The following is a 19693-nucleotide window of genomic DNA, read 5'->3' on the forward strand; positions in this document are numbered from 1 at the left end:
CCACGTCGGCCCGTTTTTTCAGGGCCGGGGTCGCCCTCAGAAGTCGGGCTCGACCGCGTGCAGGTTCGGCGGTCCCTGCGGCGTGGGCATCCGGGCCTGGCGGTTGTCCTGGGAGCGGAGCACCCCGAGCAGGTTGAGGGCCGAGAGCACGTTGTCGACGGCCATCACGTCGAGGCCGTCGACCCGGCGCCTGCCCGGGCGGGCACCGGGCTCGACCGGCACCACCGCGGTGGTGAAGCCGAGCCGGGCCGCCTCGGCGATCCGCTGGGGCAGGTCCCGCACCCGGCGCAGCTCACCGGCCAGGCCGATCTCGCCCATCGCCACCACCCCGCGCGGTGCCGGGTCGCCGTTGGCGGCCGAGGCCAGGGCGACGGCGACGGCCAGGTCCGAGGCCGGCTCAGTCAGCCGGGCCCCGCCCACGGTGGAGGTGAAGACGTCGGCCATCTGCAGGCCGACGCCGCAGTGCCGGTCGAGGACGGCCAGGACCAGGGCGACCCGGGAGCCGTCCAGTCCGGACGTGGTGCGCCGGGGTCGCTCCATCGCCGTGCGGGTGACCAGGGCCTGCACCTCGGCCAGCATCGGCCGACGGCCCTCCATCGTGACAGCGACGCAGGTGCCGGCGACCGGGCGCTGGTGGGACTCCATGAAGAGGCCGGTCGGGTCGGCGACGGCGGCGATCCCGTCGGAGTTGAGCTCGAAGCAGCCGACCTCGTCGACCGGGCCGAACCGGTTCTTGGTGGCGCGCACCATCCGGAACCGGGAGTTGCGGTCGCCCTCGAAGCCGAGCACGACGTCGACCAGGTGCTCCAGCACCCGCGGCCCCGCGATCGAGCCGTCCTTGGTGACGTGGCCGACGAGCACGGTGGTGATGTTGCGGGTCTTGGCGGTGCGGACCAGGGCCGCCGCGACCTCCTTGACCTGGGAGACACCGCCGGGGACGCCCTCGATCCCGGCCGCGTTGATGGTCTGCACGGAGTCGATCACGAGCAGCTCGGGCTTGACCTGCTCGATGTGGGTCAGCACCGCACCCAGGTCGGTCTCGGCAGCGAGGAAGAGCTCGGACTGGACGGCGTCGGTGCGGTCGGCCCGGAGTCGGACCTGGGAGGCGGACTCCTCCCCGGAGACGTAGAGCGCCCGGCGCGAGGCTCGGGCGGTCTGGGAGGCGACCTCGAGCAGCAGGGTGGACTTGCCGACGCCGGGCTCGCCGGCCAGCAGGATCACCGCGCCGGGGACCAGGCCACCGCCCAGCACCCGGTCCAGCTCGGGCACCCCCGACGTACGGAAGGACGACTCGGTCACCGAGACCTCGCCGATCGGGACGGCCTTGGTCGTGACGGCGGCAGGGGCGGTGCGCGATGCGGTCGCCGACGCGACGGCGACCTCGGCGACGGAGCCCCAGGCCTGGCACTCGCCGCAGCGGCCGACCCACTTGCCGGTCTCCCAGCCGCACTCGCTACAGCGGAAACTCACACGTGCCTTGGCCATGACGCTCACGCTAGGCCATCGCGCCGACAGAACCCGCCGCTTCGAACGCCCCCGGACCCCGCCCGGACGCCCACCCGGACCGCGCCCGCACGTCTCACGCCCGTGCCGCGGTGTCCCGCTCACAGCCTGGACCGGGCGACAGTGACGGACCCCGACCGATATGCTGACCCTTGGAACGATCCAGGCAGGGGAGGTGAGCGGGGTGGCGCGCTACGCGATGTCCGCACCCACGCTGGCCGACGTCGCCGAGCTGGCGGGCGTCTCGCGTCAGACCGTGTCGAACGCGGTCAACAGCCCCGACCTGCTCCGTCCCGAGACTCTACTGCGTGTGCAGGAGGCGATCGACCGTCTGGGCTACAAGCCCAACCGCGCCGCCCGGAACCTGCGCACCCGGACCTCCCACCTGATCGGCCTGCGGATGGGCCCGGTCCAGGAGGGCACCGCCAGCGCGATCATGGACCGCTTCGTGCACTCCCTGGTGGAGACCAGCCGCGAGGCGGGCTACCACATCCTGCTCTTCACCGGCTCCCACGAGGACCCGCTGGAGGGGTACGACGACCTGCTTCGCTCCACCGCTGTGGACGCGTTCGTGCTGACCGACACGTATCAGGGCCACGGCGTCGCCGCCTGGCTGCGCGAGCGACGCGCCCCGTTCGTCAGCTTCGGCCGACCGTGGGGCGACCCGGAGGCACGCCACCCGTGGGTCGACATCGACAGCTCCGCCGGCGCCGAGCTCGCCACCCAGCACCTGATCGACAAGGGCCACCGCCGGATCGCCTGGATCGGCTGGCGCAAGGACTCCGTGCTCGGCGAGGAGCGGCGCTCGGGCTGGCTGCACGCGATGCACACCGCCGGGCTGTCCACCACCGGCCTGGCCTCGCGGGTCGAGGACACCATCGCCTCGGGGCGCAGCGCCGCCGAGGTGCTGCTCGACGAGGCGCACCCGACCGCGTTCGTCTGTGCCTCCGACACCCTCGCCGTCGGCGTGCTGCACACCCTGGCCGAGCGCCGGCTCCAGGCCGGTGACGACATCGCCGTGGTCGGATTCGACGACTCCCAGGTCGCCCAGACCGTCTGGCCCGGGCTGTCCAGCGTCCGCCAGCCCCTGGAGCGGGCCGCGACCCAGGTGGTCCGCCAGCTGGAGGGGCTGCTCTCCACGCCGTCGCAGCCGCACCCCGGGGTGATGCTCACCCCGACCCTGGAGGTCCGCGGCACGTCGGGTCCCGACCTGGTCTGAGCCCGGATCCCTCTGCAGGGGTGGGAAGTTCGACCACCGGTGTGCTGTTGTGGGGGTATGAGCGATCTCGTCATCATCGGTGCCGGACTCACTGCCGCAACGGCGATCGAGACTCTGCGCGAGCAGGGTTTCGACGCAGCGATCACCCTCGTCGGGGCCGAGCCGAGGCCGCCGTACGAACGTCCGCAGCTGTCCAAGGAGATGCTCGCGGGCAAGGAGTTCTCCCTGCGACACGACGAGCAGTGGTACGCCGATCACCAGGTCACGCTCCGCCTCGACGTGGCGGTCACCGCGATCGACCGGGACCTGCGCACCGTCACCCTCGCCGACGGCTCCTGGCTGCCCTACGACCAGCTCCTGATCGCCACCGGCGCCTCGGCCCGCATCCCCGACCTGCCCGGCGTCGAGCGTGCTCTGCCGCTGCGCACCAAGGAGGACGCTGACGCGATCCTGGCCGGGTTCAAGGACGCCTCCAGCCTGGTCACGGTCGGTGGCGGCTGGATCGGCCTGGAGGTCGCCGCCGCTGCCCGCGCCGCCGGCCTCGACGTGACGGTGCTGGAGCAGGCCGCCAAGCCGCTGCTCACCGTCCTGGGCGACGAGCTGGCCGACTACGTCGTCGGCGTGCACGAGTCCCACGGCGTCACGATCCGCACCGGCGTCACCGTGCAGGGGCTGAGCAACGACGCGGTCCTGACCGACGCCGGTGAGGTCCCGGCCGACCTGGTCGTGCTCGGTGTCGGGGCGGTGCCCAATGACGCCCTGGCCCGCGCCGCCGGCCTGGAGGTCGGGGAGCGTGGCGGCATCGTCACCAACGACCACCTCGAGACCGCCGACCCGCGGATCTTCGCCGCCGGCGACGTCGCCCTGGCCGAGCACCTGGACTACGGTCCGCTGCGGGTGGAGCACTGGGACAACGCGATCAAGCAGGGCCGCCTCGCCGCCCGCGCGATCCTGGGCCAGCACGTGCACTACGACTGGCAGCCCTACTTCTACACCGACCAGTTCGAGTTCTCGATGGAGTACGTCGGCCACAGCGCGCCCCACGACGAGGTCGTGATCCGGGGCGACCTGAAGGCGAGCACCTTCATCGCCTACTGGCTGGCGCCGCTGTCCGAGGGTGGGGACGCCTCGCAGCGCACCGTGACGGCGGCGATGAATGTCGGGATCTGGGACGTCAACGAGCAGTTGCGGGCCCTGGTCGGGACCAGTGTCGACCCGGCTGAGCTGACCGACCTGCAGGGCTGACAGAACCGGACAGGCCCGGACGGACCCGGACAGGCCCAGACAGCCCCGTGCAGGTCAGAAGGTCCTGCTCCACAGGTTGACCGCGTAGTCGACCTCGAGACCGGTGTGCTCGGCCAGTACGGCGTCGGCCACCTCGGGGGTGAACTCGATCCGCACCACCGCCTCGAGGTCGGCGCGCGAGCCGAACCGCCAGCCCATGTCGATCGAGCGCCGGCTCCAGCCGTTGACCGACCACCAGCGCTCGATCGCGTCCGGGTCGACCATCGGGTAGCCGCGCCGGAACCAGGCGCCGAAGGTCGATCGGGTGGCGTCGTTGTCGATCACCATCGCGGTGCCGCCACGACGCATCACCCGGTCGAGCTCGGCCAGGCCGGGCTCGGCGCCGGGGCCGAAGAAGTACGCCCAGCGCACGTGCACGACGTCGATCGAGGCGTCGGGGACCGGGAGCCGCTGCGCGACGCCGGTGCGGACCTCGACGTTGCTCAGCCGGCGCGTCCGGCGCGCGGCCAGGGCCGCCAGGGAGGGGTGCGGCTCCACCCCGATCACCGTGGCGGCGTCGGCGGCGAAGAGCGGCAGATGGAAGCCGGTGCCGCAGCCGAGGTCCAGGGCCGTGCGTCCGGTCCAGTCGGCGCGCTCGCGCAGGGCCGCCCAGAGGGTTCCGTCAGGGTCCACCGCCCGGTTCTCCACCTCGTAGGTGGCGGTGTGGTCCCAGATGTTCGGAGACGGGATCGCCCCGTCCGGCTGGACGGGGCGACCCGAACGAGACGACGGGAGGCGGATCAGATCCGGACCTCTCCGGTCGGGCCACGGAAGTTGGCGGCCAGCAGGCCGGGGGTGCCGTGCTCGGCGGCCCAGCGGATCTCGACGTTCTCGGCGGGGCGACCGGTCCACGGGTCGACGCGCTCGGCGAGGTCCTCGCCCAGCCACTCCTTGACCCGGGTGGGGTCACCGGAGATCTCCAGGGAGGTCAGGGTGACGTCGGAGCCGGCGTTGCCGGGGTGGGTGTCGGGGGACTCCCACTGGATGAAGTAGGGCAGCTGCGGGTCGACGATCAGGTCGTTGATGCCGATCTGCTTCCAGAGCAGCTCCGAGCCGTTCGGCTTGTGCCGGTTGCCCGGCACGGCCTTGCGACCGAGGCGCTCCTCGACCGGGGCCATGTCGTCGACGCGGACGACCCAACCCATCCAGCCGCCACCCAGGGCGGAGCGGGCCTTGACGGCCTGGCCGAAGGGGGCCTTGTCCGAGGCCGGGTGCTCGAGTGCCTCGACGATCTCGATGTAGAGGCCGCCGCGCAGCGGGAGCGTGTAGTTGCGAGTACCGAAACGAGGGTGGACCCCACCGTCCTCGAACTCCTGACCGAGGAGCTCGCCGATCCGCTTCGCAGTGGCGATCAACCCGTCAGGGCCGGCTGCATAAGAGAGATGGTCCAGGCGCATGTAGGGATTCTTAACAACGACTGAGAGAGGTTCGACACGGGGGTCGGAATCTCTTGACGTCGAGAGTTAAGGACGCGGGGTCCCGATGACCGGGAAGGCTGCCCGAAACGCTTGACAGGAGCGGCTGTTCGCGATCACTGCGGGTCGGCCGGATGCAGGGCCAGCAGCGACCGGGAGCGCACGTGCGCCTCGCAGTGCCGGGCGAGCTCGGCGTACCCCTGCGGGCCGAGTAGCGCGACGAGCTCGTCCCGCGAGGTCACGAAGAGCGGCTCGACGGCGCTGTGCGCGATCGGGTTGCCAGTGCAGTACCAGTCCAGGTCGTGGCCGCCCGGCCCCCAGCCACGCCGGTCGTACTCGGTGATCGTCACCTCGGTGTACGTCGATCCGTCGGTCCGCTCGACCTCGCGGAAGAGCCGCCGGATCGGCAGCTGCCAGCACACGTCGGGCTTGGTCTCGACGTGGGAGACGCCGGTGTCCATCGCCAGCACGTGCAGCGCACAGCCGGCGCCACGGCCGAAGCCGGGACGGTTGGCGAAGACGCAGCCCTCCTCCCCGTCGACGCTGTGCGTGCGGGTCTTGCGGCTGCCCTCCTCGTCGAGCTCGACCCAGTCGTCGGTCTCCACCGCACGCCCGGCGGGCTTGAACTGCCACTGCGCCGCGGTGAGCTGCTCGACCGAGCGCCGGGTCCGGGCCTCGTCCTCCTCGTCGGAGAAGTGCGCGCCCAGGGTGCAGCAGCCCACGCTCGGCGAGGAGGCGTAGATCCCCGCGCAGCCGGTGCCGAAGATGCAGGAGTAGGCCGAGGTCAACCAGGTCAGATCCGCCTTGATCAGCTCGTCGGTGTCGTCGGGGTTGGTGAACTCGACCCACGCTCGCGGGAAATCGAGACTGACCTCTGGCATGGCGCTCAGCCTACGACCCTCCTCCTGCGCGATACGCTGGCGATCATGCGTCTGGGCGTGCTCGACATCGGCTCCAACACGGGCCACCTGCTGGTCGTCGACGCCCATGCGGGGGCCGCGCCCCTGCCGGCGTACTCCTTCAAGCAGCCGCTGCGCCTGGCCGAGCACCTCGATGCCGCCGGCGAGGTCTCCCAGGTCGGCATCGACGCGCTCACCGACTTCGTCCGCGAGGCCGCGCACGTCGCCGACGAGAAGGGCTGCGCCGAGGTGATGGCGTTCGCCACCAGCGCGGTGCGCGACGCGACCAACTCCGAGGACGTGCTCGCCCACGTCGAGCGCAGCACCGGCATCCGGCTCGAGGTGCTCTCGGGTGAGGACGAGGCCCGCCTGACCTTCCTCGCGGTGCGCCGCTGGTTCGGCTGGAGCGCGGGCCGCCTAGTCGTCTTCGACATCGGCGGCGGCTCCCTGGAGCTGGCCGGCGGTGCCGACGAGGCCCCCGACGTGGCCTGGTCCCTGCCGCTGGGCGCAGCCCGCCTGGCCAGCAACTTCGACGCCCGTACGCCGACCGACGAGGAGCTGCGCGAGCTGCGCCGTCAGATCCGCGCCACGATCGCGCGCAACGCCGGCCAGCTCATCCGGGCGGGCGCCCCGGACCGGGCGGTGGCGAGCTCGAAGACGTTCCGCTCCCTGGCCCGGATCACCGGAGCCGCCCCGAGCGCCGACGGGCCGCTCACCCGGCGGGTGCTGCCGCTGGCCGAGCTGCGCACCTGGATCCCCAAGCTGGTCGCGATGAACCTCGACGAGCTCAGCCAGCTCCCCGGGGTGAGTGCCAGCCGGGCCCACCAGATCGTTCCGGGGGCCCTGGTCGCCGAGGCCTGCATGGACATCTTCGATCTGCCCGAGCTCGAGGTCTGCCCGTGGGCGCTGCGGGAGGGCGTGATCCTCGACCGGCTCGACCAGCTCAGCGTCCTGAGCGATCCGTCGTGACCGCCGCACCCACGCCGCTGCGGGTCGGCCTGTCGACGGTCTCGGTCTACCCGGAGTCGACGGCTCAGGCCTTCGACTGGGCCGTCACGCTGGGCTACGACGCCGTCGAGGTGATGGTCGGTGTGGACCGGGACTCGACCAACATCGAGTCGGTGCGTCAGCTCGCCGAGGGCCACGGCGTCGCGGTCAGCGCGATCCACGCGCCCTGCCTGCTCTTCACCCAGCGGGTCTGGGGGAGCGAGCCGTGGGGCAAGCTGGAGCGGTCCGCCGAGATGGCCCACGCCGTCGGGGCAGGCACCGTCGTGGTGCATCCGCCGTTCCGCTGGCAGCGCGACTACGCGCGCTACTTCGTCGAGGGGATCAAGCGCCTCGAGCGCGAGACCGGACTGATCTACGCCGTCGAGAACATGTACCCGTGGAAGGCCAGCGGCAAGCGGCAGGGCTCGGTCGAGATGTACCTGCCCGAGCGCGACCCCTCCACCGCCAGCCCCGACACCTACGCGCACGGCACCCTCGACCTCTCCCATGCCGCGATCGCGGGCGACGACGTGGTCGAGATGGCCCAGCGCTGGGGCGACCGGCTGCGCCACATCCACCTGACCGACGGCACCGGCTCGGCCAAGGACGAGCACCTCGTGCCCGGCCGGGGCACGACCGGTGCCGACCGCTTCCTGCACCACCTGGTCGAGACCGGGTTCGACGGCGAGATCATCGTCGAGATCACCACCCGCAAGGCCGGCAGCCGCGAGGCCCGCGGCGAGCTGCTGGCCGAGTCGCTGGCCTTCGCCCGCACCCACCTGGGACAGAGCGGCACCCCGGTGCCTCCCACGCCCGCCTCACCACCCACCGAGTGAGCCCCGCCACGTCGAGCGCGAAACTCCTTAGACTGGCACCGTGAAGATCGCGATCGTCGGTGTCGGCAACATGGGGGGCGCGGTCCTGGCCGGACTGGCCTCCGCCCCTGCGGGTGAGTTCGAGGTGCGGGCCGGTGTGCGTCGCCCCGAGGCCGGCGAGGCCCTCGCCCAGCAGTACGGCGTCACGCACGGCCCCGGCGCCGAGGTCGTGCCCGGCGCGGACGTGGTGATCCTCGGGGTGAAGCCCTACGACATCCTTACCCAGGCCGGCACGCTGCCGCTGAGCAGCGGACAGCTGCTGATCTCCCTGGCCGCCGGCATCACGCTGGCCCAGCTCGAGGCCGCCGTGCCCGCGGGCGTCGGCGTGGTCCGGGTGATGCCGAACACCCCGGCCCTGATCGGCGAGGGCATCACCATCCTCAGCCCCGGCGCGAGCGCCACGCCTGAGCAGGTCGCCGCCGCGGAGCGGGTGATGGGCTCGGTCGGGTCGACGGTGACGGTGCCGGAGAAGCAGCTGGACGCGGCCACCGCGTTGAGCGGCTCCGGGCCGGCGTACGTCTTCTACATCGCCGAGTCCCTGATCGAGGCCGGTGTGCACCTGGGCCTGCCGCGGGCGGTCGCAGCGCAACTGGTCGAGCAGACCCTGGTCGGGTCGAGCCTCCTGCTGCAGCGCAGCGACGACCACCCGGCGGTGCTGCGCGAGCAGGTCACCAGCCCCGGTGGCACCACCGCGGCGGCGCTGGCGGTCTTCGAGCAGGCGGCCCTGCGCGGCACCTTCCTCGACGCGACTCGCGCCAACCGCGACCGTAGCCGCGAGATCGCCGCCGAGGGCTAGGCCGCACGATGGAGTGTCACGGCCCCTCGAGCGTCGTCTTCTCGCCCGACCTGACCGAGTACGACTTCGGTCCGACCCATCCGATGAGCCCGCTGCGGGTCGATCTGACGATGCGTCTGGCCGACGAGCTCGGCGTGCTCTCCACCGGTGGCGGCTCGCTGCTGACGGTGCCGGCGCCGATGGCGAGCCTGGACCTGCTGGCCACGGTCCACGACGAGGCCTACATCGAGGCCGTGATGAAGGCCGGGGCGACCGGCGAGCCGGATCTGGCGCGTGGCCTGGGCACCGAGGACGACCCGGTCTTCGCCCAGATCCACGCCGCCAGCGCCCACATCGTCGGCGCCTCGGTGGAGGCCTGCCGGCAGGTCTGGGAGGGCGAGGTGCTGCACTCGGCCAACGTGATGGGCGGCCTGCACCACGCGATGCGGGACAAGGCCAGCGGCTTCTGCGTCTACAACGACGTCGCGGCCGGCATCCAGTGGCTGCTCGACCACGGTGCCTCGCGGGTGGCGTACGTCGACGTCGACGTGCACCACGGCGACGGTGTCCAGGCCGCCTTCTGGGACGACCCGCGGGTGCTCACCATCAGCCTGCACGAGACCGGGCAGTTCCTCTTCCCCGGCACCGGCTTCGCCACCGAGCTCGGCGGCCCCGACGCCCAGGGCACCGCGGTCAACCTGGCGCTGCCGCCGGGCACCGCCGACGGGGGCTGGCTGCGTGCCTTCCACGCGATCGTGCCCGAGCTGGTGCGCAGCTTCGCCCCCGACGTGCTGGTGACGCAGCAGGGCTGCGACTCGCACACCGAGGACCCGTTGGCGCACCTGATGCTCTCGGTGGACGGTCAGCGGGCGGCGTACCTCGCCCTGCACGAGCTGGCGCACGAGGTCACCGACGGCAAGTGGGTCGCCTTCGGCGGTGGCGGGTACGCCGTCGTCGACGTGGTCCCGCGGGCCTGGACGCACCTGCTCGCGATCGTGAGCGGCTCTCCGTTGGACCCGACGATCGACACTCCCGGCGGCTGGCGCGAGTACATCACCGAACGGCTCGGCGCGGTGGCGCCGGGGCGGATGACCGACGGCCGTGAGCCGCGCTGGCGGGACTGGCGTGAGGGCTACGACCCCGACGCCTGGCTGGACCGGCAGGTCAACGAGACCCGGCAGACGCTCTTCCCCTGGCACGGCCTGGATCCGTCGGCCTGGTGAGGTGGCCGGCGGCTCGACGGGGCCTCGGCGGGTGGCTCGGCTTGGTGCTGCGTGGTGCACTGGAGGGGCACACCACCGAACGGGCGTGGCCCTGGAGCGACGTCGTGGGGTTCGCGAGTATGGGCGAGTTTGAGTCACTTTCAAGGCGACACGCCGATCTAAGGTAAAATCCCGTCTGTTTCCTCTTCCCCATCAGTCACACCAGGCTCTAATCTTCACTCCGCCGGGTACGTGCGATCAGCGGTGGGGAAGCCGCTGGCGTGCAGGGCAGACAAGGACTGATGAACATGGCTGGCAAGCCCGAACTCGCCGAGGCGAAGTTCCTGACCGTCGCCGAGGTCGCCGCGATGATGCGGGTCTCGAAGATGACCGTCTACCGCCTGGTGCACAGCGGAGAGATGCCGGCCGTGCGCGTCGGCCGCTCCTTCCGGGTCCGCGAGGAGGACGCCAACGCGTACCTCGCGAACTCGTACTACAACGCCGGCTGACGGCGAAGAAGCAGGCTCGATTCTGCACCCGGCACCGGTGTCGGTAGGCTGTGCCGGTCCGGCGCCCAGCCCGGGCGCATGACGTTGGAAGGTTTCATCATGGGTTCTGTCATCAAGAAGCGGCGCAAGCGCATGGCGAAGAAGAAGCACCGCAAGCTGCTCAAGAAGACGCGTGTCGCTCGCCGCAAGCTCGGCAAGTGATCTCGGGTCGGCACCGTCACCGGTGCCGACCAACATCGTTCCGGTCCGACGCGGCCCCACCTGCTCCCCGCTAGGGTGAGCGCGTGGCTGGTCGCGTCGTTCTCGTTACCGGGGTTTCTCGAGACCTCGGTCGTCAGTTTGCGGTTGCCGCCGCCGAGCATCCCCGCGTCGAGCGGGTGATCGGCGTCGACGCCGTGCCTCCCCGCGGTGACGTCGGCGGGATGAGCTTCGTCCGCGCCGACATCCGCAACCCCGTGATCGCCAAGGTGATCGCCAAGGAGGACGTGGACACGGTCGTCCACATGAGCATCATCTCCACCCCCGGTCCCACCGGCGGGCGGATGTCGATGAAGGAGCTCAACGTCATCGGCACGATGCAGCTCCTCGCTGCCTGCCAGCAGTCCAAGACCGTGCGCCACCTGGTGGTGAAGTCGACGACCACCGTCTACGGCGCCAGCCACCGCGACCCCGCGCTCTTCACCGAGGAGATGGAGCCGCGCCGCACGCCCCGCAGCGGCTACGGCAAGGACGTCGCCGAGGTCGAGGGCTACGTCCGCGGGCTGGCCCGCCGCCGCCCCGACCTCAACGTCACCGTGCTGCGCTGCGCGAACGTGATCGGCCCGAACGTCACCAGCCCGATCGCGAGCTACCTGCGGCTGCCGGTGATCCCCACCGTGCTCGGCTTCGACCCGCGCCTGCAGTTCCTGCACGAACGCGACCTGCTCGGCGCCCTGGCCCACGCGGTGGGGGCCGAGCAGCCCGGCACCTACAACATCGCCGGCGACGGTCTGCTGACGCTCAGCCAGATCACCCGCCGGCTGGCCCGACCCACCGTCCCGATGCCCGGCTTCGCCATCGGCGGGATCGGCGACGTGCTGCGCTCGGCCCGACTCTCGGACTTCTCACCCGAGCTGCGCGCGCTGCTCACCTTCGGCAGGGGAGTGGACACCACCCGGATGCGCAGCCGGCTCGGCTTCGAGCCGCAGTTCACCACCCAGTCCGCGATCGAGGACTTCGCGACCGGTCTGGACCCGGTCGCCCACCGGGTTGACGGGATGCTGGCCGGGTTGGAAGGTCGACTCCTGGGGGAGAGCCAGGAGGTGATCCGATGAGCTCGCTGGAGCAGCCGCAGGAGGGCTCCGACGTCAACGGCGCCTCGACAGATGGCGCTCAGATCTTCTCGATCGGCACCGGTGGCACTCCCGGCCGCGGCACCGGTCGCAGGCCCTCAGCGGCCGCCCGGAGCCTCGCAGCGGGCACGCCCCGCCGGGCCACACCGCCCCCGCGTGTCGTCGGCGCCGCCGAGCCGGGGGAGTCGGCCGAGCCCGATGCCGAACCGGCCGAGCCGGCCGCTGCCGTCGAGCCGCCCGTGACGGCGTACGACGTCCAGGCGGTGCTCGAGTCGGACGACCCGCGCACCGGCATCCCGGTCGCGGACTGGATCAATGCCGTCAGCTCTGCGGCACGCGAGGTCTTCGGCGAGGAGTGGGAGCCCCAGCTGGCACGCTTCCTGGCCTTCCTGCGTCGCCGCGTCACCGGAGACTTCACCGTCGACCCGTACGGCTTCGACGAGGAGATCACGCGCACCTTCCTGCTCGCCGCGCTGCGCCCGATCGCGCAGAAGTGGTTCAGGATCGAGGTCGTCGGCGCCGAGAACATCCCGGCGACCGGGGGCGCGCTGGTGGTCTCCAACCACTCCGGAACGCTGCCGATGGACGCGCTGATGACGCTCCTGGAGGTGCACGACCAGACCGGCCGGTTCCTGCGCCCGCTCGGGGCCGACCTGGTCTTCAAGCTGCCGTTCGTCAGCTCCATCGCCCGCAAGGCCGGCGCGACCCTGGCCTGTGGCGAGGACGCCGAGCGGATGTTGCGCACCGGCGAGCTGGTCGGCGTGTGGCCCGAGGGGTTCAAGGGGATCGGCAAGCCGTTCAGCGAGCGTTACAAGCTGCAGCGCTTCGGTCGTGGCGGCTTCGTCGCCGCCGCCCTGCGGACGGGGGTGCCGATCATCCCGGTCTCGGTCGTCGGCGCCGAGGAGATCTACCCGCTGGTCGGCAACATCCCCGGGCTGGCGCGGGTGCTCGGCCTGCCCTACCTGCCGATCACGCCGTTCTTCCCGCTGCTCGGCCCGCTCGGGGCGATCCCGCTGCCCTCGAAGTGGCTGATCGAGTTCGGTGAGCCGATCCGCACCGATGCCTACGAGGCGGGTGCGGCCGACGACCCGATGCTGGTCTTCAACGTGACCGACCAGGTCCGCGAGACGATCCAGCAGACCCTGTACGGCCTGCTCCAGCGTCGCCAGAGCGTCTTCCGCTGACGTCTCGCTGAGCCGTGGCCGGGGTGAACCCGGATCTCGGCGGTGGCGAACCCGGATCTCGCGCGGGGTGAACCCGGATCTCGCGCGTGGTGAACCCGGATCTCGGCGTTACTTGGTGGGAGTGATGCTCGGGTTGAGCAGACCGCCGACCCCGTTGAGCAGGTCGCTGACCAGGCCGCCGACGCCGGTGACGGTGTCACCGACGCCGCTGACCAGACCGCCGACCGGACCGCCGACGGAGGCGCCGGTGCTGCTCAGGGCGCCGCCCAGGCCGCCGACCACGCCGTTGCCGACGGTGTTGCCGACGCTGCCGACCACCTCACCGAGCGAGCTCGGCGCTGCCTTCGGGGTGGAGGTCGACTTCGGGGTGGCCGGGGTCGGGGTCTGGGGCAGCGAGGCTGCGCCCTTGGTCGAGCCCGACTTCGGCGTCGCGGTGGCCGACGGTGCCAGCACCGTGGTCGGTCCGGGGGTCTTCGTCGCGGTCGGGGGCAGGATCGCCGTGAGCATCTGCACCAGCGAGCCGGGCAGGGTGGTGATCCCGCTGCCCGCGTCGGGGAACGTCTGCTTGACCGCCTGGTCGATGCTGAGCACGACCGTGAGGACCGGGGTGATCACGTCGGTCGGGAGCAGACCGGTGAGCGTGCCGAGGTCGGTCACGCTGGTCGCGGTGAAGTCGTGGATCGCCTCGCCCTTGCCGGCGGAGGTGAGCAGCTCGGCACCCTTGTTGGCCGAGGTGACGAAGTCCTGCAGCGTCTCGGTGGCGCGCTCGGTCTGACCGGCCTTGGCCAGGGCGGTGGCCTCCTGGAGGCGGGTGGTGGCCTGGCCGAGCTCGGTGGAGCCCTTCGAGCTGTCGCCGACCGAGATCGCGGTGTGGGCGGACTCGACCAGGCGCTTGACCGGGTAGAGGGTCTCGCCGGGCAGGGAGTCCTCGGCGGCGAAGGCGGTGCCGGTGGCCGCGGCGCCGATGGAGACGACGGCGACCAGGGCGGCGAGGCGACGGCGGCGCTTGGCCGAGCCGGTCGAGGCGATCGGGGTCAGGGAGAGCCGGTGGTCGGAGGCGCCCTCGGCCATCGCGGCCGGCGCCTCCTCCATCAGGCGGGCGCGGAGCGCGGCGGTGAAGTCGGGCCGCGGCTGGGGCTCGGGCAGCGCCCAGACCTGCTCGGCGAAGCCGAGCAGGCGGGTGAGCTCCTCGGGGGCGTCGTCGATGCGCCCCTCGAGCAGGTCGTCGAACTGTTCGGCGGCGTTCTTGCCGAACGGTGACGTGTTCATCGGGTTCCTCCAGCACTCAGGCGACCGGGTGCGATCGCCATCTGGGTCAACGAGTGCTCGGCGGACGGCGTTATGGCGCGAACGTCCTGACTTCGTGTGACATAGGTCCCGTGCGGGTAACAGGCTGGTGTCGTCATCGCAGCCCCTCCGGCATCAGCTTGGCGAGGTTGCGCACGCCGCGCAGCTGGAGCTGCTTGATCGCACCTTCGGAGCGACCGAGCACGGTGGCGGTCTCGGCGATCGACATCCCCTGGAGGAACCGCATCACCACGCAGTCGCGCTGCTCGTCGGGGAGCTTGGCCAGTGCCTGCATCAGGATCTCGTTGGTCAGGCCCGCCAGCACCTCGGCCTCCGGCGACTCCGTCTCGTCGTCGTGGATCCCCATGTCCTCGGTGGTGTACTCCAGCCGGGTGCGGCCGGCCTTGAAGTGGTCGGTCGCGAGGTTGCGGGCGATCGTCATCAGCCAGGCGCCGAAGTCCTTGCCCTGCCAGCGGAAGCCGGTCATCGAGCGCAGCGCCCTGAAGAACGTCTCCGAGGTGAGGTCCTCGGCCAGCGTCTGGGAGCGGGTGCGGTAGTACAGGAAGCGGTAGACGGCACCGTTGTAGTGGTCGTAGAGCAGGCCGAACGCGTCGGTGTCGCCACGACGGGCCAGCTCGACCAGCGCGATCAGGCGGGTGCGGTCGGCCTCGGACTCCTCCGAGGAGGTGGCCAGGTCGCGGTCGTCCTGACTCGGACCCTCGGGCGAGCCCTGTGAGAGCGGGCCGTCGGAGACGTGACCGGGGGCCCCGGAGGCCTCGGACAGCAGCCATCCGGCCGGTCCTGCGGCGGCGCTGACCAGGGTGGGCTCGGCGCACATCGCGGCAGCGACGGCCATGCGCAGGGCATCGAGCCCACGCATGATGTCACCACGATTCGATGGCATGAACACCCTCCCGATGCTCCCCCAAGTTCAAGCAGAGTCACTCTAAACCGGGTTCTGTCGACCTGTCAGCCTTCTCCACAGATCGGTATCAGGAGAGCAACAGCCCGGAGACCGGATCAGCGTCGCCGGCCACGCAGTGCGACGCCGGCGGTGACGGCACCCGCGATCGCCCCGCCGACAGCACCGGTCAGCAGCCCGGCACGGGCCGCCTTCCGACCGGTCCGGTAGTCCCGGATCCGCCACCCCTCGGCCCGGGCGTGGGCCCGCAGTCGACGGTCGGGGTTGATCGCGCACGGGTCCCCGACCATCGAGAGCATCGGCAGGTCGTTGAAGGAGTCGGAGTACGCCGAGCACGCGGCGAGATCCAGGCCCTCGCGCTCGGCGAGCGCGGCCACCGCGACCGCCTTCTCCGGGCCGTGCAGCATGCCGCCGTCCAGGCGCCCGGTGTAGACGCCGTCGATGGACTCGACCCGGGTCCCCATCGCCCCGGTCAGCCCCAGGCGCGAGGCGATCACGTCGGCGATCTCCTGCGGGGCGGCGGTCACCAGCCAGACCCGCTGGCCCTGTTCGCGGTGCATCTGGGCCAGGGCCTTGGTGCCCGGCCAGATCCGGTCGGCCATCCGCTCCTCGAAGATCTCCTGGCCGACCTGGTGCAGCTCGTCCACGGTGTGGCCGGCGATGAAGGAGAGGGCGGAGTTGCGGGCCTCGGCGATGTGCGCGGGGTCCTCGACGCCGACGAAGCGGAAGTAGGCCTGCTTCCACACGGCGCCGGCGATCTCGCGGGTGCTGAAGAACTTGCGCTGGTAGAGCCCCCAGGCCAGGTGGAAGATCGAGGCGCCCTGCATGATCGTGTTGTCGACGTCGAAGAAGGCGGCCGAGTTGGTCGGCTCCACGCCGAAGAGCGCGTCCTCCACCTCGGCGCTGGCGCGCGAGGCCTCGCCGGCCAGGGTCGAGTGTCGGTGCAGGGGCTTCGGTTCGGCTTTCCGGGGAGCAGCCATACCGACACCGTAGTGAAAGAATCGCGATCGTGTCTGCACCTGAACCGACGCCCGCCGCCGTACCGGCGAGGATCACGCTCTACTCCCGTCCGGGGTGTCATCTCTGTGATCAGGCCCGGGTGGTGATCGAGCAGATCTGCGCCGAGCTGGGGGAGTCCTACGTCGAGCTCGACATCGATGATCCGAATCAAGTGGACCCAGAGGTCCGCGAGCGGATGACCGACGAGATCCCGGTCACGTTCGTCGACGGTGCGCAGCACGACTTCTGGCGCGTGGACCCGGTGCGACTGCGCTCGGCACTGCGTCGCTGAGCCTGCAACAGGAGTTCCAGTGAGTTTGTTCTCTTGTTCACAAGCGGCGTACCGTGCGTAGACGTGAGCAAGGGGACCGCAGCGGCCGACGGCCGTGAGGCGCGCAGTGACGTTCGGGACATTCCCGAGGCCACCGTCGCTCGTCTCCCCGTCTACCTGCGGGCGCTGAACGCGCTGGCCGAGGCCGACATCGTGACCTGCTCCAGCGAGGAGCTCGCCACCGCGGCCGGGGTCAACAGTGCCAAGCTGCGCAAGGACCTCTCCTACCTCGGGTCCTACGGCACCCGCGGCGTCGGGTACGACGTGGACTACCTGCGCTACCAGATCGCCCGCGAGATCGGCGTCACGCAGGACTGGCCCGTGGTGATCGTGGGTATCGGAAACCTGGGCCACGCGCTCGCCAACTTCTCCGGCTTCCGCAGCCGCGGCTTCCGCATCGTGGCGCTGCTCGACGCCGACCCGAACCTGGAGCACACCGAGATCGGCGGCGTCCCGGTGCTGCCCTTCGCGGTCCTCGACGAGATCGTCGCCGAGCACGGCGTCGCGATCGGGGTCATCTCGGTGCCCGCCGTCGCCGCCCAGGACGTCGCCGACCGGATGGTCGCCGCGGGCATCACCAGCATCCTCAACTTCGCACCGACCGTGCTGTCGGTGCCGGCAGGGGTCGACGTACGCAAGGTCGACCTCTCCATCGAACTGCAGATCCTTGCGTACCACGAGCAACGGAAGGCGCACGGTGAACCCGCATGAGCGTTCTCGTCGTCGGCATCAGCCACAAGACCGCCCCGGTCAGCCTGTTGGAGAAGGTCAGCCTCGACCCTGAAGGGGTCGTCAAGCTCATCTCCGACGTGGTGGGCACCGACCACGTCACCGAGGCCACGGTCATCGCGACCTGCAACAGGCTCGAGATCTACACCGAGGTCGACCGCTTCCACGGCTCGGTCGAGGGGCTCTCCCAGCTCCTCGTCGAGCGCGCCGACGAGGCGGTCGAGGCGCTCCTGCCGCACCTGTACGTTCACTACGACGACGGCGCCGTGACGCACCTGTTCCGGGTCGCGGCCGGCCTGGACTCGATGGCCGTGGGCGAGGGCCAGATCCTCGGCCAGGCCCGCGAGGCGCTGCGCCTGGGCCAGGAGCTCGGCACCGTCGGCGCCGCCCTCAACACGCTCTTCCAGCAGGCCCTGCGGGTGGGCAAGCGGACCCGCGCCGAGACCGAGATCGACCGCGCCGCGCCGACCCTGGTCAGTGCCGCGCTCGCCCAGGCCGTCCCCGAGGACCCGACCGGCAAGCGCGTCGTGATCGTCGGAGCCGGCGCGATGGCCGGCCTGGCGACAGCCACCGTCTCCCGCCTGGGCTGCACCGACCTGGTGATCACCAACCGGACCCTGGCCAAGGCCGAGCGCCTCGCCACCGAGTACGGCGGCACCGCCGCGCCCCTGGACGAGCTGGCCGCCCAGATCGCCCAGGCCGACGTCGTGATCGCCTGCGCGGGAGCCCGCGGCTACCTGGTCGCCGCCGCGATGCTGGCCGACCGGGAGCGCCCGGTCGCCCTGATCGACCTGGCCATGCCCCGCGACATCGACCCGGCCGTGGCCGCGCTGCCCGGCGTCACCCTGGTCGGGCTCGAGGAGCTCGCCGAGGCGCTGCACGACACCGAGGCCGGCCAGGAGGTCGAGGCCGTCCGCGACATCGTCAGCCAGGAGGTCCAGGCCTTCCTGACCGCGCGCCGCCAGGCCAGCGTCACGCCGACCGTGGTCGCGCTGCGCTCGATGGCCACCCAGGTCGTCGACGCCGAGATCGAGCGCCTCGACCACCGCCTGCCCGACCTCGACGACCGGACCCGGGCCGAGGTGCTCCAGGCCGTGCGCCGGGTCGCCGACAAACTGCTGCACGAGCCGACGGTGCGGGTGCGTGAGCTCGCCAACGAGGGCGCGATCACCTACGAGCGTGCCCTGGCCGAGCTCTTCGCCCTCAACTCCGACACCGTTGCCGCGGTGACCAGCTCGGTGGTGACCTCCGTGGTCGGCCCCCGGGTGGACGCCGTCGCCGAGACCGGCCCTGCCGGTGGATCGGAGGCACTGTGATGAGCGCCCTGCGTCTGGGCACGCGGCGTTCGCTGCTGGCCACCACCCAGTCCGGCCACGTCGCCGACATGATCCGCGAGCGACTCGGCCTCGAGGTCGAGTTCGTCGAGATCAGCACCGACGGTGACCGCTCCCAGGCGGCCGGCACGCCGCTGACCGGGGCGCCGTCGACCGGAGTCTTCGTCAGCGCCCTGCGCGACGCCCTGCTGGCCGGCGAGGTGGACCTCGCGGTCCACTCGCTCAAGGACCTGCCGACGTACCCGACCGAGGGCATCGAGCTGATCGCGATCCCCGAGCGCGAGGACCCCCGCGACGTTCTCATCTCACGGGATGGACTGACCCTCGGTGAGCTGCCGCCGGGCGCCAAGGTCGGCACCGGCTCGCCGCGTCGCGTGGCCCAGCTGGCCGCCCTCGGCTTGAGTTTGGACCTGGCCGGTCTGCGTGGAAACATCGACACCCGGATCGGCAAGGTTCGTTCCGGAGAGCTCGACGCCGTCGTGCTCGCCCGTGCGGGGATCGCACGGATCGGCCGCCTCGATGAGGTGACCGAGACGATCGATCCACTGCAGATGCTGCCTGCTCCCGGTCAGGGTGCGCTCGGCATCGAGTGTCGCGCGGGCGATGACGTGGCCGAGGCACTGCGGAAGCTGGACCACGGACCGACCCGCGCCGCCGTCACGGCGGAGCGGGCGCTGCTCGCCACGCTCGAGGGTGGATGTGCAGCTCCGATCGGCACTCTCGCCGAGATCGTCGAGGGTGACCACGGTGAGGAATTGTGGGTGCGGGCCGTAGTGCTCTCGCCCGACGGGACACAGGCCGTGCGGCAGTCCCTCAGCGGTTCGCCCGCTGATGCCGCTGGCGTGGGATCCCGATTGGCAGAGAAAATGCTTGCGGAGGGTGCGCGCACCTTCTGGGGCAAGAGCTAG

The 19693-nt window shown here is 71.4% G+C and carries 21 protein-coding genes; 14 read left to right on the forward strand and 7 right to left on the reverse strand.

Annotated elements, in window-relative coordinates; genetic code table 11:
- Window positions 1-36: 36 nt before the first annotated feature.
- Window positions 37-1485, reverse strand: coding sequence for a DNA repair protein RadA (gene radA, locus Q1V88_RS12210; RefSeq protein ID WP_300681473.1), 1449 nt, complete (start codon window positions 1483-1485; stop codon window positions 37-39).
- 160 nt (window positions 1486-1645) lie between these two features.
- On the opposite strand from radA, the gene Q1V88_RS12215 reads away from it, so the two are divergent.
- Together Q1V88_RS12215 and Q1V88_RS12220 are read left to right on the forward strand one after the other, a co-directional pair.
- The gene (locus Q1V88_RS12215) at window positions 1646-2722 is read left to right on the forward strand and encodes a LacI family DNA-binding transcriptional regulator (RefSeq protein ID WP_300681474.1); all 1077 of its coding nucleotides are present in this window, start codon (window positions 1646-1648) and stop codon (window positions 2720-2722) included.
- 57 nt (window positions 2723-2779) lie between these two features.
- Window positions 2780-3967, forward strand: a complete 1188-nt coding sequence (locus tag Q1V88_RS12220; RefSeq protein ID WP_300681475.1) for an FAD-dependent oxidoreductase — start codon at window positions 2780-2782, stop codon at window positions 3965-3967.
- 54 nt (window positions 3968-4021) lie between these two features.
- Here the strand turns inward: Q1V88_RS12220 and Q1V88_RS12225 are convergent, their stop codons facing one another.
- The 3 genes from Q1V88_RS12225 to Q1V88_RS12235 form a co-directional block, all read right to left on the reverse strand.
- On the reverse strand, window positions 4022-4639 hold the full coding sequence (locus Q1V88_RS12225) for a class I SAM-dependent methyltransferase (protein ID WP_300681476.1): 618 nt from the start codon (window positions 4637-4639) through the stop codon (window positions 4022-4024).
- Between the two features lie 107 nt (window positions 4640-4746).
- Window positions 4747-5403, reverse strand: coding sequence for a VOC family protein (locus tag Q1V88_RS12230; protein WP_300681477.1), 657 nt, complete (start codon window positions 5401-5403; stop codon window positions 4747-4749).
- 134 nt (window positions 5404-5537) lie between these two features.
- Entirely contained in the window at window positions 5538-6302 is a 765-nt protein-coding gene (locus tag Q1V88_RS12235) for a hypothetical protein (RefSeq protein WP_300681478.1), read from the reverse strand.
- A 45-nt stretch (window positions 6303-6347) separates the two neighbouring features.
- Here Q1V88_RS12235 and Q1V88_RS12240 point away from each other — a divergent pair, with 45 nt between their 5' ends.
- The 8 genes from Q1V88_RS12240 to Q1V88_RS12275 all read left to right on the forward strand — a co-directional run bounded on the left by Q1V88_RS12240 (window position 6348) and on the right by Q1V88_RS12275 (window position 13183).
- Entirely contained in the window at window positions 6348-7289 is a 942-nt protein-coding gene (locus tag Q1V88_RS12240; protein ID WP_300681479.1) for a Ppx/GppA phosphatase family protein, read from the forward strand.
- Window positions 7286-8143, forward strand: coding sequence for a sugar phosphate isomerase/epimerase family protein (locus Q1V88_RS12245; RefSeq protein ID WP_300681480.1), 858 nt, complete (start codon window positions 7286-7288; stop codon window positions 8141-8143). The genes Q1V88_RS12240 and Q1V88_RS12245 overlap by 4 nt, the downstream gene beginning before the upstream one ends.
- Window positions 8144-8183: 40 nt before the next feature.
- A complete protein-coding gene (proC, locus tag Q1V88_RS12250; RefSeq protein ID WP_300681481.1) occupies window positions 8184-8978 on the forward strand; it encodes a pyrroline-5-carboxylate reductase in 795 nt (264 codons plus the stop codon).
- A gap of 8 nt (window positions 8979-8986) precedes the next feature.
- Complete coding sequence (locus Q1V88_RS12255; RefSeq protein WP_300681482.1) at window positions 8987-10180, forward strand: acetoin utilization protein AcuC; 1194 nt, start codon at window positions 8987-8989, stop codon at window positions 10178-10180.
- A 287-nt stretch (window positions 10181-10467) separates the two neighbouring features.
- Window positions 10468-10668: a helix-turn-helix domain-containing protein gene (locus tag Q1V88_RS12260; RefSeq protein WP_300681483.1), complete on the forward strand. Its 201-nt coding sequence runs from the start codon at window positions 10468-10470 to the stop codon at window positions 10666-10668.
- A 99-nt stretch (window positions 10669-10767) separates the two neighbouring features.
- Window positions 10768-10869, forward strand: a complete 102-nt coding sequence (locus Q1V88_RS12265) for an AURKAIP1/COX24 domain-containing protein (RefSeq protein ID WP_017933175.1) — start codon at window positions 10768-10770, stop codon at window positions 10867-10869.
- A gap of 83 nt (window positions 10870-10952) precedes the next feature.
- A complete protein-coding gene (locus Q1V88_RS12270) occupies window positions 10953-11981 on the forward strand; it encodes an NAD-dependent epimerase/dehydratase family protein (RefSeq protein ID WP_300681484.1) in 1029 nt (342 codons plus the stop codon).
- A complete protein-coding gene (locus Q1V88_RS12275) occupies window positions 11978-13183 on the forward strand; it encodes a lysophospholipid acyltransferase family protein (protein WP_300681485.1) in 1206 nt (401 codons plus the stop codon). The genes Q1V88_RS12270 and Q1V88_RS12275 overlap by 4 nt, the downstream gene beginning before the upstream one ends.
- A 108-nt stretch (window positions 13184-13291) precedes the next feature.
- Here Q1V88_RS12275 and Q1V88_RS12280 read toward each other — a convergent pair whose 3' ends face one another.
- From Q1V88_RS12280 to Q1V88_RS12290, 3 genes are all read right to left on the reverse strand, one after another.
- Window positions 13292-14452: a DUF5667 domain-containing protein gene (locus Q1V88_RS12280; RefSeq protein WP_300681486.1), complete on the reverse strand. Its 1161-nt coding sequence runs from the start codon at window positions 14450-14452 to the stop codon at window positions 13292-13294.
- Window positions 14453-14585: 133 nt separating this feature from the next.
- Entirely contained in the window at window positions 14586-15374 is a 789-nt protein-coding gene (locus Q1V88_RS12285) for a sigma-70 family RNA polymerase sigma factor (RefSeq protein WP_300681487.1), read from the reverse strand.
- Between the two features lie 116 nt (window positions 15375-15490).
- A complete protein-coding gene (locus Q1V88_RS12290) occupies window positions 15491-16372 on the reverse strand; it encodes an HAD-IB family hydrolase (protein WP_300681488.1) in 882 nt (293 codons plus the stop codon).
- A 29-nt stretch (window positions 16373-16401) separates the two neighbouring features.
- On the opposite strand from Q1V88_RS12290, the gene Q1V88_RS12295 reads away from it, so the two are divergent.
- The 4 genes from Q1V88_RS12295 (at window position 16402) to hemC (ending at window position 19693) form a co-directional block, all read left to right on the forward strand.
- Entirely contained in the window at window positions 16402-16683 is a 282-nt protein-coding gene (locus Q1V88_RS12295) for a glutaredoxin family protein (protein ID WP_300681489.1), read from the forward strand.
- 63 nt (window positions 16684-16746) lie between these two features.
- Window positions 16747-17433: a redox-sensing transcriptional repressor Rex gene (locus Q1V88_RS12300; protein WP_300681490.1), complete on the forward strand. Its 687-nt coding sequence runs from the start codon at window positions 16747-16749 to the stop codon at window positions 17431-17433.
- On the forward strand, window positions 17430-18767 hold the full coding sequence (locus Q1V88_RS12305; RefSeq protein WP_300681491.1) for a glutamyl-tRNA reductase: 1338 nt from the start codon (window positions 17430-17432) through the stop codon (window positions 18765-18767). Before Q1V88_RS12300 ends, Q1V88_RS12305 begins: the two co-directional genes overlap by 4 nt.
- The gene (hemC, locus tag Q1V88_RS12310) at window positions 18767-19693 is read left to right on the forward strand and encodes a hydroxymethylbilane synthase (protein ID WP_300681492.1); all 927 of its coding nucleotides are present in this window, start codon (window positions 18767-18769) and stop codon (window positions 19691-19693) included. The genes Q1V88_RS12305 and hemC overlap by 1 nt, the downstream gene beginning before the upstream one ends.

It is taken from the genome of Nocardioides sp., assembly GCF_030150155.1.
GTDB lineage: Bacteria > Actinomycetota > Actinomycetes > Propionibacteriales > Nocardioidaceae > Nocardioides.